This is a genomic window from Acinetobacter geminorum (assembly GCF_013009345.1).
Taxonomy (GTDB): domain Bacteria; phylum Pseudomonadota; class Gammaproteobacteria; order Pseudomonadales; family Moraxellaceae; genus Acinetobacter; species Acinetobacter geminorum.
In genome coordinates this window covers 41,511-54,088 of sequence record NZ_JABELE010000011.1, presented here as the reverse complement: position 1 = coordinate 54,088, position 12,578 = coordinate 41,511, and the positions used below count along the sequence as shown (strand labels likewise).

9 protein-coding genes and 1 pseudogene are annotated in these 12,578 nt (G+C 41.5%); 2 read left to right on the top strand and 8 right to left on the bottom strand.

Features of this window, described 5'->3' with window-relative positions; genetic code table 11:
* Window positions 1-265: 265 nt before the first annotated feature.
* From HJG58_RS11735 to HJG58_RS11705, 7 genes are all read right to left on the bottom strand, one after another.
* On the bottom strand, window positions 266-841 hold the full coding sequence (locus HJG58_RS11735) for a DUF4126 domain-containing protein (RefSeq protein WP_086354728.1): 576 nt from the start codon (window positions 839-841) through the stop codon (window positions 266-268).
* A gap of 122 nt (window positions 842-963) precedes the next feature.
* Window positions 964-1,098 carry a zinc ribbon-containing protein gene (locus HJG58_RS18880; protein WP_001983336.1) on the bottom strand — a complete coding sequence of 45 codons (135 nt, stop codon included), beginning with the start codon at window positions 1,096-1,098 and terminating at the stop codon, window positions 964-966.
* A gap of 327 nt (window positions 1,099-1,425) precedes the next feature.
* The gene (locus HJG58_RS11725; protein WP_170249006.1) at window positions 1,426-2,985 is read right to left on the bottom strand and encodes a DUF4365 domain-containing protein; all 1,560 of its coding nucleotides are present in this window, start codon (window positions 2,983-2,985) and stop codon (window positions 1,426-1,428) included.
* Between the two features lie 85 nt (window positions 2,986-3,070).
* Window positions 3,071-5,677, bottom strand: a complete 2,607-nt coding sequence (acnD, locus tag HJG58_RS11720) for a Fe/S-dependent 2-methylisocitrate dehydratase AcnD (RefSeq protein ID WP_170249005.1) — start codon at window positions 5,675-5,677, stop codon at window positions 3,071-3,073.
* Window positions 5,677-6,834: a bifunctional 2-methylcitrate synthase/citrate synthase gene (gene prpC, locus HJG58_RS11715; protein ID WP_004795430.1), complete on the bottom strand. Its 1,158-nt coding sequence runs from the start codon at window positions 6,832-6,834 to the stop codon at window positions 5,677-5,679. The genes acnD and prpC overlap by 1 nt, the downstream gene beginning before the upstream one ends.
* A 269-nt stretch (window positions 6,835-7,103) precedes the next feature.
* Complete coding sequence (prpB, locus tag HJG58_RS11710) at window positions 7,104-7,988, bottom strand: methylisocitrate lyase (RefSeq protein ID WP_005071840.1); 885 nt, start codon at window positions 7,986-7,988, stop codon at window positions 7,104-7,106.
* The gene (locus HJG58_RS11705; protein WP_002050495.1) at window positions 7,981-8,691 is read right to left on the bottom strand and encodes a GntR family transcriptional regulator; all 711 of its coding nucleotides are present in this window, start codon (window positions 8,689-8,691) and stop codon (window positions 7,981-7,983) included. Before HJG58_RS11705 ends, prpB begins: the two co-directional genes overlap by 8 nt.
* A 45-nt stretch (window positions 8,692-8,736) precedes the next feature.
* Here HJG58_RS11705 and HJG58_RS11700 point away from each other — a divergent pair.
* Window positions 8,737-8,871: pseudogene (locus tag HJG58_RS11700) on the top strand (hypothetical protein).
* Between the two features lie 336 nt (window positions 8,872-9,207).
* Window positions 9,208-10,422: an amino acid aminotransferase gene (locus HJG58_RS11695; protein WP_013199242.1), complete on the top strand. Its 1,215-nt coding sequence runs from the start codon at window positions 9,208-9,210 to the stop codon at window positions 10,420-10,422.
* A 48-nt stretch (window positions 10,423-10,470) separates the two neighbouring features.
* Here the strand turns inward: HJG58_RS11695 and dld are convergent, their stop codons facing one another.
* Window positions 10,471-12,177: a D-lactate dehydrogenase gene (dld, locus tag HJG58_RS11690; protein WP_216076568.1), complete on the bottom strand. Its 1,707-nt coding sequence runs from the start codon at window positions 12,175-12,177 to the stop codon at window positions 10,471-10,473.
* Between the last annotated feature and the right edge of the window lie 401 nt (window positions 12,178-12,578).

Here is a 12,578-nt window from a genome sequence, read left to right as displayed (position 1 = left end):
AACTACAAAACGCCTCACACCATGTTTCAATGTACGTTTTATCCTACAAAGTTTTAGGGATTTTGCGGATTGGCGACACCCTGCTTTTTTCCTAATATGAACTCATAGAGGAAGAGGATGTTCCGGAACATAAAACAACAATAATAGGTTCAAGCACCAGGAGCGTGAGATACGACAGGAGTCATATCTAGTACCCAAATACGAAAAAGCCCAACAGGATGTTGGGCTTTTTTTATTGCTGTTTAAAAATATGTTTAGGCTAAACCTATAGAGGACTATGCGCCTGTTCTTGCTTTTTATGGCGGATCCAACGTACCGCTAAAATTACTGCAATCAGCACCACTACCGCAACAAGCGCAGGCACTAACATTGCTGAAACTGAAAGTAAGATTGCTCCAATCCACTCACCTGTTGCAACGACAAAATTCCCTAAACCACCCGTAGTTGCAGTTGAAACACCGCGTGCAGCAACGGTACTCATTTGCACTACGCCAGCCGTACCACCGCCCACAATAATGGCAGCCGCCCAACTGGCAAACTGAGACATTTCTCCACTGCTAACCGCCATTGTTGCTAACGTACCCGCGATCATCGCCGCAGGAGTTGCGACTGTGTCTAAGGCATTATCGACCCACGGAATATAGTAAGCTGCAACTTCACACACCGTTGCCACGCCCAAAGCCAAACATACCGATGGCAAAGCTAACCACTCAAACCCTTTCGATGGCTCAAACCATCCCATCATGGTGGCAATGCTCATGACCAGTAGCGGCACAAACACGCGAAAACCGCAGGCAGCGCTCAGCCCCACGCCAATACATAAACCCAATATTGTTTCCATAACGGTTTCCTTTTCATGCCCATCACGGGTCTTGTTATGTAAGTCTTATTTTTAAATTAACAAAAAGCCCCATCAGGTGACAGGGCTTTTTGTTAAATGCGAACGCAAATATTATTTCATTCTTAACGTTTAAATTGTGTGCAGTAGCATTTCGTGCAAGGTGGTAAAGGATCGGTATTAATTTCTAAAAACACTCTATGTCCGCACTGAGCACAGAAATAGAAGCCTGTTCCGGGTTTTTCGCCAGCTGTTACCATGATTACATTCCTATAATCGTATATATATTAAACAGGAATATAACCCACTTAAAGTGAATGTCAATTGTCCATTTCGCCCGATGATGATGGCATAAATGCAAAAAATGTTATTTGTACGATTTATCTTACACAGATTTAGGGATTTAGCGGATTGGCTACCCTCTGCTTTTTTCCTAATATGAACTCATACAGGAACAGGATGTTCCGGAACATAAAACAACAATAATAGGTTCATGCATCAGGATCGTGAGATACGACAGGAGTCATATCTAGCAACCAAATACGGAAAAGCCCAACAGGATGTCGGGCTTTTTTTATATTTTTATTTTATACAACATCTGTATCCCAGTTATAGAAAACGTCGTATTCATCTGCATATTTACTTATCGTATTTTGTATTACTCTACTAATTTCTTCATTAATATTTTCATTACTTCGAGTAAATATAAGAGTTCTTTCTATCATTAGTTCACCTTTATCAATCCTAAATTTATTTTTTGATATTTTCTCAGGTTTACCAATAATTGTTAGAATTGCTCCTATGGCATGACTACCTAATCTGCAAAATATAGCCGAAGTCGAAGTTGTTTTCTCAAATTCGAATATGTGATTACTGTCTACCTCACACTCGACTCTAAAATCACACTTATTTGTTTTAGTAATTATAGTATGGAACTGTTCAATTTCTTCTCTATAATTATATAACTCCTGAATAGAAATAAATATTTCATCATAAATTTTGCTTTGAAAACATATTTCTAATGCCTTATTCAATAGATCGTCAAATATACTTAGCTCTCTTTTTATAAATTTACTTTTAGATGAAGAAACTACAGTTTCAAAATTTTCTATAATTAGTTCAATAATGAATTCTTGATTATCTCTGCTCATCAATTCAATTAAGCCAATAGCATCTTTTAGTTTCTTTAACTCAAATCTCCTATCGTCACCTAAGTTAAACTTATAATTAGATTGTTTTTTATATGGCTCAAAAGTCATATCAAAGAAATCACCAACAACTCGAAATTTTGAAAATTTCCTAAATTCATTAAAACTAAAAGGTGAGTTATAAAAATCTATATCAAAAACTAAGCCAGTAGAGAGACTATCTTCTTTAAATCTAATTTTTCCTTTTTTTGGTGGTTGCACACCCAAACTTAGTTTTGCTTTAGATATTTCAAAATTCGACTTTTTAGATGGGATACCAAATCGCTTTTCAATATTAACTAAGTTTTGGACATCTAAATCCTCTTCTAATCCTAAAGAAACATCAATGATTCTCTGAATACCCTCTTCACCTTCAAGAGAAAATTGAACTGTTCCATACCCATCTTCAAAACCACACTCTTGTAAATATTTATTTTTACTAGCTATGTAATCAGAATAGTTTTCACCGATATATTTCAACAAATTTTGTTTTAGATTTTCCCCATCTAATTTTTCAAGCCTGTGCTGTTCACTATAAGTAAGAGTAATTGTCTTTTTATTTAAATCCTTATTTTTTTCACTTTGTTCTATTTGATGAACTCTTTTAAGAATTTTATAAACCAACTCATTATCTATATGTAAAACAAATGCATTTTGTGCTTCATTCTTCCCATCAAATTCTAGAAAAACGTAAAATGCTGGCATTTGCACAGTTGCCATCCGTCTAAGATTTGATACTGTAATAGCGAGTTTTCTATCCTTTTTATCTGTTGCTTTAACTTGAACTTTACATTCAAAAGCTGATTTATGTAATTCATGAGTAGTTATATTTGAAGATATTGGGAATTCTACATAGTAGTCCCATCCTGTTTTATCAATTGCTGAACCATTAGCAATTAATCCAACTTGAGCACACCACATTGCAAAGGTGCTTTCACCTAATTGTCCTAAATCTCGCATATACACTCAAATATAAGCTATAAAAAAACCCCATCATCAAGATAGGGCTCTTTTGAATAATTTTCAATCAGTTATAGACTAAATATTAAGCCACTTGGCCTTCTAAAAAGTCTTGTGCAAAACGCTGTAATACACCGCCCGCTTCATATACAGAAACTTCTTCTTCTGTATCTAAACGGCAAGTCACAGGCACTTCAAGAATCTCTTCCTTACCATCCGCTGTGGCACGTTCAATAACCAAAGTTAAAGTCGAACGCGGCGCAATATTACCAATCACGCTATAAAGCTCTGTACCATCTAGTTTTAACGTCTTGCGGTTTACACCCGGTTTAAACTCAAGCGGTAACACGCCCATACCTACCAAGTTAGTACGGTGAATACGCTCAAAACCTTCTGCCACAATCGCTTCAACACCAGCAAGGCGAACACCTTTCGCAGCCCAGTCACGGCTTGAACCCTGACCGTAGTCAGCACCCGCAATAATAATTAACGGCTGTTTACGGTTCATGTAGGTTTCAATCGCTTCCCACATGCGCATCACTTCACCTTCTGGCTCTACACGCGCTTTTGAACCTTGCTTAATCGTGCCGTCTGAACGAACCACCATTTCGTTATAGAGTTTCGGGTTGGCAAATGTTGCACGTTGTGCAGTCAAATGGTCACCACGGTGGGTTGCATATGAGTTAAAGTCTTCTTCTGGTACGCCCATTTTGTGAAGATATTCACCCGCAGCCGAGTCCATTAAAATCGCATTTGAAGGCGACAAGTGGTCGGTAGTGATGTTGTCACCCAAAATCGCAAGTGGACGCATGTTCGCCAAAGTACGTGGTGCAGCCAACGCCCCTTCCCAATATGGTGGACGGCGGATGTAAGTACTTTGTGGACGCCAGTCGTAAAGTGGGCTCTTCGCTTGTTCAACTTCGCCTAAGTCAAACATTGGAATGTAGACTTTACGGAACTGTTCAGGCTTCACTGCTTCTTTTACTAACGCATCAATTTCAGCGTCAGATGGCCAAATGTCTTTGAGGTAAATCGGGTTACCGTCTTTATCATGACCTAACGCATCTTTTTCAATGTCAAAACGAATCGTACCCGCAATTGCATACGCTACGACAAGCGGTGGAGATGCCAAGAACGCTTGTTTTGCATAAGGATGGATACGGCCATCGAAGTTACGGTTACCAGACAGTACTGCTGTTGCGTACAAGTCGCGGTCAATAATTTCTTGTTGAATGACTGGATCTAACGCGCCCGACATACCGTTACACGTCGTACATGCATACGCCACGATACCAAAACCAAGTTTCTCTAGGTCTTTAAGTACGCCAGCTTCTTCGAGGTAAAGTGCAGCCGCTTTTGAACCCGGTGCAAATGATGATTTCACCCAAGGTTTACGAACTAAACCTAGCTCATTTGCCTTACGTGCCAACAAACCTGCCGCCACGGTGTTACGTGGGTTAGAAGTGTTGGTACATGAAGTAATTGCAGCAATAATGATTGCGCCATCTGGCATTAAGCCATCAGAACGGTTTTCAACAACACCTGCAATGCCTTTTTCTTTTAGGTCCGCGGTTGAAACACGTGCATGTGGGTTTGATGGGCCAGCAATGTTACGTGTGACTGTCGACAGGTCAAAACGTAGTACACGTGGGTACTCTGCTTTGGTCATGTCAGAAGCCCAAAGGCCGAATTCTTTTGCGTACTGTTCAACCAATGCCACTTGAGCATCTTCACGGCCTGTGAGGCGTAAGTAGTCGATTGTGTTTTGGTCGATGTAGAACATTGCAGCCGTAGCGCCATATTCTGGAGTCATGTTCGAAATGGTTGCACGGTCACCCACAGACATACTGTCAGCGCCTTCACCAAAGAACTCAAGGTATGCACCCACTACACGCTCTTTACGCAAGAACTCAGTTAAAGCAAGTACGATATCTGTTGCTGTAATACCTGCTTGACGCTGACCTACAAACTCAACACCAATAATGTCTGGCAGACGCATCCAAGATGCACGGCCCAACATTACGTTTTCAGCTTCTAAGCCACCTACACCCACAGAAATTACGCCCAAAGCGTCTGTATGTGGCGTATGTGAGTCTGTACCGACACATGTATCTGGGAATGCTACACCATCACGCGCCTGAATTACTGGAGACATTTTCTCTAGGTTAATCTGGTGCATAATGCCGTTCCCCGCAGGGATCACATCGACATTTTTAAATGCAGTTTTGGTCCACTCAATAAAGTGGAAACGGTCTTCGTTACGACGGTCTTCAACAGCACGGTTTTTTGCAAAAGCGTCTGGGTCAGCACCGCCATATTCCACCGCTAAAGAGTGGTCGACAATCAGCTGAGTCGGCACAACTGGGTTGACTTTAGATGGGTCACCGCCTTTGTCTGCAATCGCGTCACGCAAACCTGCAAGGTCAACCAATGCAGTTTGTCCCAAGATGTCATGACACACCACGCGTGCAGGATACCAAGGAAAGTCCAAGTCCTGACGGCGTTCAATCAACTGCGTTAAATAAGCAGTTAAGTTCTCGGCATCGGCACGGCGTACCAATTGCTCTGCGAGTACTTTAGAGGTGTAAGGCAGTTTTTCGTATGCGCCTGGCTGAATATCTTCAACGGCTTGACGCACGTCGTAGTATTCAAGCTGGGTACCTGCCAGCGGTTTACGGTATTTTGTGTTCATTAACCACGCTCCGCCAATGGTTTAAATTCGAGGTTTTCAGGGCCTGTATAGTTCGCGCTTGGACGAATGATTTTGCCGTCTTGACGTTGTTCAATTACGTGTGCTGACCAACCTGCTGTACGTGCAATTACGAATAATGGTGTAAACATTGCAGTTGGAACACCCATTAAGTGATAACTCACCGCACTGAACCAGTCGAGGTTCGGGAACATGTTTTTCACTTCTTTCATCACTGCTTCTAAACGCTCAGCGATGAGGTACATTTTGGTGTTCTCTTGCGCTTCTGCTAAGTCATGTGCCACTTTCTTGATCACTTCGTTACGTGGGTCAGAAACTGTATAGACAGGGTGACCAAATCCGATTACGACTTCTTTGTTTTCAACACGCTTACGGATATCAGCTTCAGCTTCGTCTGCATTGTCGTAACGTTGTTGAATCACGAATGCAACTTCGTTCGCACCACCATGTTTAGGTCCACGAAGTGCGCCAATACCGCCAGTAATTGCCGAGTACATGTCAGAACCTGTACCTGCAACCACACGTGAGGTAAATGTAGATGCGTTGAACTCATGCTCAGCATACAAAATAAGAGATGTATGCATTGCTTGAATCCATTCTTCAGATGGTTTTTCGCCATGAAGTAAGTGTAAGAAATGCGCTGCAATTGAGTCGTCATCTGTTTCAACTTCAATACGACGACCGTTGTTGCTGAAGTGGTACCAATAAAGCAGCATTGAGCCTAGGCTTGCCATTAATTTGTCAGCAATGTCTTTTGCGCCCGCTTCGTTGTGGTCTTCGTGTTCTGGTGTTAAACAACCTAGCACTGAAACACCTGTACGCATCACATCCATTGGGTGTGCAGACGGAGGAAGTTGTTCAAGTGCTGTTTTAAGTGCTGCTGGTAAGCCACGAAGTGCTTTTAATTTTGCTTTATATGCTTTGAGTTCAGCTTTGTTTGGTAATTTGCCATGTACGAGCAAGTGAGCAACTTCTTCAAACTGGCTACCCGCTGCAAGGTCAAGAATGTCATAGCCACGATAGTGTAAGTCGTTACCGCTACGTCCTACAGTACACAGTGCTGTGTTGCCTGCAACTTGTCCGCTAAGTGCAACTGATTTTTTTGGTTTGAAGCCTGTTGTTGTTTCATTTGAGCTCATAAGATTTTCCTTTCCTATCTATCTGAATTTATTTATTAAGCACGACGGAGTCGTACCATTTTCACTTCTTATTTCAGGATTAACCTTCGGTTCGACCTACTTTTGTTTTGGCAAAAGTAGGCAAAACCATTGTCATCTGCAAAACTCGTCCACAACCATCGAATATCCTATCTATCGCAGAACCAATTTTAAAAAATGTAGTCCTGCCTCAAACAGTTGCAGATGACGCCTCCGAGTATCAGATTCCAATTAATCAACTTTTTAATTTATTACTTCTTTTTAGCAAATGCGTTGTCTAAGTAGTCTTCAAACGCATAGTAATTAATGCGTTCATATAGCTCTTTACGCGTTTGCATAATATCAATCACGTTCTTTTGTGTACCTTCTTTACGCAAGGTTTCATACACAGTTTCGGCTGCTTTGTTCATGGCACGGAAAGCAGAAAGCGGATAAAGCGCAAGGCTTACATCGGCAGATGCTAACTCTTCAGTGGTAAACAGTGGTGTAGAACCAAATTCGGTAATGTTTGCCAAAATTGGTGCGCCTGTCTTTTGAGCAAATTGCTTGTACATATCAAGCTCAGTAATTGCTTCAGGGAACAACATGTCTGCGCCCGCTTCGATGTAGGCACCCGCACGGTCAATTGCAGCTTGTAAGCCATCTACTGCCAATGCGTCGGTACGAGCCATAATCACGAAGCTGTCATCACCACGCGCATCGACCGCAGCTTTAATACGGTCAACCATTTCTTCTTGAGTCACAATGGCTTTGTTCGGACGGTGACCACAACGTTTTGCGCCCACTTGGTCTTCAATGTGCATTGCCGCAGCACCAAACTTGATGAGTGCTTTTGTCGTACGGGCAATGTTAAATGCAGAAGCACCAAAACCTGTGTCAGCATCGACTAATAATGGAAGATCACATACATCGGTAATACGGCGTACATCAGTCAACACATCATCAAGGTTACTGATTCCCAAATCAGGTAAGCCTAAAGAACCAGCGGCTACACCACCACCTGATAAGTAAATCGCTTTATAACCTGCACGTTTTGCCAAAAGTGCATGATTGGCGTTAATGGTTCCAACCACTTGTAATGGCTTTTCTTGGGCTACTGCATCGCGAAATAGCTGACCTGCGGATTGTTTAGCCATTGTTATGTTCTCCTTGTGCTTGTAGCAGTGTTTGCTCAATAATTTTGTAAGAAGCATTGATATGTCGATGCATGAGGAGCTCGGCAAGTTCACCGTCGCCTTCTGCAATTGCATCTAAAATACGGATATGTTCGTCCCAAGCTTTGCTCGGTCGATCGGGTGTGTTTGAAAATTGAATTCGGTACATGCGGATGAGGTGATAAAGCTCATCACATAGCATTTTTTCTAGGGTTTTATTGCCACTACTTTTGATAATGCAGTAGTGAAAATCGTCCTGCCCTTCTTGCAAGTAATATCCTTTACCTGCTTTAAAGTTTTCATCTTCGGCATGCATACGCAATACATCACGCAGCGCCAAAATTTGTTTTTTATCAATATGCTGTGCAGCAAGTTTGCAGGCCAAACCTTCTAATGACGCACGAATCTGGTAAAGCTCTTTAAACTGTTGCAGTGAAAGAGAAACTACGCGCGCGCCCACGTGTGCAGTACGCTCAACCAAACGTTGCCCTTCAAGGCGATGAATTGCTTCACGCAAAGGCCCACGGCTAATGCCATAAGTGCGTGCCAGCTCAGGCTCAGAAATCTTGCTACCTGCCGGAATTTGACCCAAAACAATCGCCGTCTGTATTTGTTTAAATACATGCTCGGTCAGTGTTCTTCCCTGACTTTGTAGTGGCTCTGGTGCGTAGGTCAAATCTTGCATATTGTCGACAATTTTTAATCAATTATGAGTTTTATAGCGGTATGAATGAAAAAAATCAAGGTGATTGTTGACACTTTACAGAACGCATCAGGTCAATTTTTATAGCCTGACCGCTTATATCACCTTATATTTAAAGCATTAAACCACTTGCCAGTTAATATTTATAAAACAATAATTTAGTGCCAATTTGTCTATAGTTTTATGACTCTTTCTTAGTTACGTTTTAGTCATTAAACTTTTGTTTCAAACTTTAGTCTACAACCAATGTATTACAGCAAGATTGTAGACAATCTGCTTGAATGAAAGCATGAGTTATAAATTAGTATCTATTTACCGTAATTTCTTTTAAATCTTTTTATCATTTTCAGCCAGAAAATATCGATATTAGTGAAATTATCAGGTGCTTCACGGTAGCTTTATTGATACATTATTGAGCATCGACATAGTTGTGGCGTATTTTTCGAGACAGAAAAAACCGAGCACTATGCATATTGTTGAATGAAAGGACTTTTTTTGATGTTTCAACATATCCCCCCATACGCAGGCGATCCAATTCTCTCTTTAATGGAACAGTTCAATGCTGATACTCGTTCTGGAAAAGTGAACTTGAGTATTGGTCTTTATTATAACGAAGACAGTATTGTTCCTCAGTTAGAGACCATTATTGAAGCGCAAAAGCGTATTGAGCCTAAGAACGGTAAAACCAAACTTTATTTGCCAATGGAAGGCTTCAAACCTTACCGTGAAGCAATTCAAGCACTTTTATTTGGTGCAAACAGCCCAGCAGTTAAAGCTGGCCGTGCTGTAACCATCCAAACACTTGGTGGTTCAGGTGCATTGAAAGTTGGTGCTGACTTCTTAAAAACTTATTTCCCAAATTCAGACGTTTGGGTAAGCCAACCAACTTGGGACAACCACGTTGCGATTTTCAATGGCGCTGGCATCAAAACTCATTTCTACCCATATTTCGACAACGAAACTCGTGGTGTAGATTTTGACGGTATGTTGTCTACACTTAAAACTTTGCCTGAGCAAAGCATTGTGTTATTGCACCCATGCTGCCATAACCCAACTGGTGCTGACTTAAACCCAGCGCAATGGGATCAAGTAATTGCAGTATTAAAAGACCGTAACCTTATTCCATTCCTAGACATCGCTTACCAAGGTTTTGGTGACGGTATGGAAGAAGATGCGTATGCAATCCGTGCTTTAGATCAAGCGGGTCTAAACTTCATTGTGAGCAACTCGTTCTCTAAAATCTTCTCTTTATATGGCGAGCGCGTTGGCGGCTTAACTTTCGTTTGTGACGATGCAGAAGCTGCTCAGTGCACATTTGGTCAGTTAAAAGCGACTGTACGTCGTATTTACTCTAGCCCTCCTACAACAGGTGCTTGGTTAGTTGATGAAGTGTTAAATGACGCTGAACTTAACCAACAATGGCAAGGTGAAGTGAAAGAGATGCGTGAGCGTATTATTAAAATGCGTAGCATCTTGAAAGATGAACTTACTAAAGCATTACCAGACCGTGACTTTAGCTACCTTGTAAACCAAAAAGGTATGTTCAGCTACACAGGTCTAACTGCTGAGCAAGTGGATATCTTGCGTGAAGAATATGCAATCTACTTAGTACGTAGTGGTCGTATTTGTGTAGCAGGTTTAAACATGAACAATGTTTACACTGTTGCTAAAGCAGTTGCAGAAGTACTTGCTAAATCAACAGAAGCGGCATAATACATCTATAAAAAAAGGCGCTTCGGCGCCTTTTTTTATGTCTCGATATTACGATTTAGCCTTGCCCCAATATTTCAGTTTTGAGGTATGTCCAATCCCCACATTAAAGCTGTTGGTTGGGTCGAGTTTTTGATAGAAATTCGCTAAGGCAGGCTTGGCAATGTAAAGGTGCCCAACATTATGCTCTGCTGGATATTCAGCACGGCGCGCATCGAGTAATTTCCACATTTGATGTTCCATTTCTAAAGGGTCATTGCCCTTTTTAAGAATATAGTCTTGATGGAACACATGACAAAAGAAATGCCCATAATAGAGTTTATGGAGAATTTTGTTTTCCATCTCGGCTGGTAGTTGCTCTACCCATTCGCGGTCATTACGACGTAACGCAATATCAAGCGCGACAATATCTTCAACTTCACTACGGTGTGTATCACGATAACGAATTGCCGCCCCCGCAATCGCAAAGCGGTGTAAGAATGCCTTTCGTCCTTCCTCTTCACTACATACGAAATAGTGACCTGACTGATGCACCGCAAAATATTCTTTTAGAAACTGCTCGGTCTGAGCTTTTGAATTATTTTCGACACGTAAAACTAAATGATGCTCATAACGATCTCGATATTCGGTCATACGCTTCGGCAAATGACTCGGTAAAAAGAAGGTAATGGCCTGTAAAATATGGTCTGTTAGACCTTTAATTTTAAATCTTTCCAAAAAGCCATCGACTTTATCTTTCATCGCAAAAGCTTTGGGAACATTGGCTGTGCCAAATTTCTCAATAAATAAGAAGGTGTCTTTTCCGTACTTTTCACCAATCAAGTAAGCATCTCGGTGAATATATTCGCCCGCAATCGGCAAGCTTGGTAGTGAAGTGAGCAAATAACGACGAATCGCTGTTAAATCATCTGCATCATTAGTACCAATATAAAAGACATTACTTTCTACTTTTTCATAAGTATCAAGGCGTACCGCAAACACACAGACTTTACCAGCCGAACCCGATGCTTCAAACAAACGTGACGGGTCTGCATTAAAACGAGCAGGCGTATCTTCATCAACTTGGGTCACATCGTGGGCATAGCGATGGTCTGATGCCTGTTTTTCGCTGTCATCTAAAATATCTACGGCTTGATATTGCTGCTTCTCTAATCGAGACAAAATTTCTTCAGGAGTCGAGCCTAAATTCACCCCTAAATGGTTCACTAGTTCTAACTGACCAGTAGCATTCACCTGAGCATATAACGCCAGTTCAGTATAGGCCGGGCCACGGCGTACCAAGGCACCACCAGAGTTATTACAGACACCACCAAGTACCGATGCACCTATACAAGATGAACCAATTACTGAATGCGGTTCACGGTCATAGCCTTTTAAAATTTGCTCTAAATTGTCTAAGGTCGCACCCGGTAAACAAATCACTTGCTTACCGTCATGAATAACTTGTATGCCCTTTAATCGGCGCGTACTCATGACCAACACAGGACGGTCATAGTCATCACCATACGGGGTCGAACCACCAGTGAGTCCTGTATTTGCTGCCTGCATAATCACAATACAGTTTGCCTCAATTGCAGCCTGCAAAACTTGCCATTGCTCTAGCAAAGTACCCGGCACCACCACAGCAAGTACTTTCCCCTCACCAAAACGACGACCTTGACGGTATTGACGCGTACTTTGGTCATCGGTCAAAACATAAGAACGCCCTACAATATTTTGTAAGCGTTCGATCACTGCTTGAGGAGAAAATGTTTGCATGATGGTTTCCTTTTGGTCATCCATACCACATAGTTTTTTAAAAATCAGAAAAGCTCGACGGAGTTTTTCCGTTTAGAACTAATATTTAAAGTAGCTAATTCCATTACTTTTGTTTTGGCAAAAGTAATCAAAACCATTGTCACTACAGAACCTGTTCACTGCATCCATTTTTCCAGTTATATTGCAAAAACAATACCTTGCTCATGCTACGCAGGCTGTAAGTGACGCTTAGCACTAGCAGTCTCTAGGTGTTAGATTTAATTTAAATTGGCTACGCGTTGGCGGCAGGGATGCCGCCTGTTGAGCAACCGTACAAGGAAGTACGGTTTGCTCAACAAAAGGTTTTTGGTTACTTTTGACCTTTCAAAAGTGACAAATGCCTATACGTAAAACATTAGCAA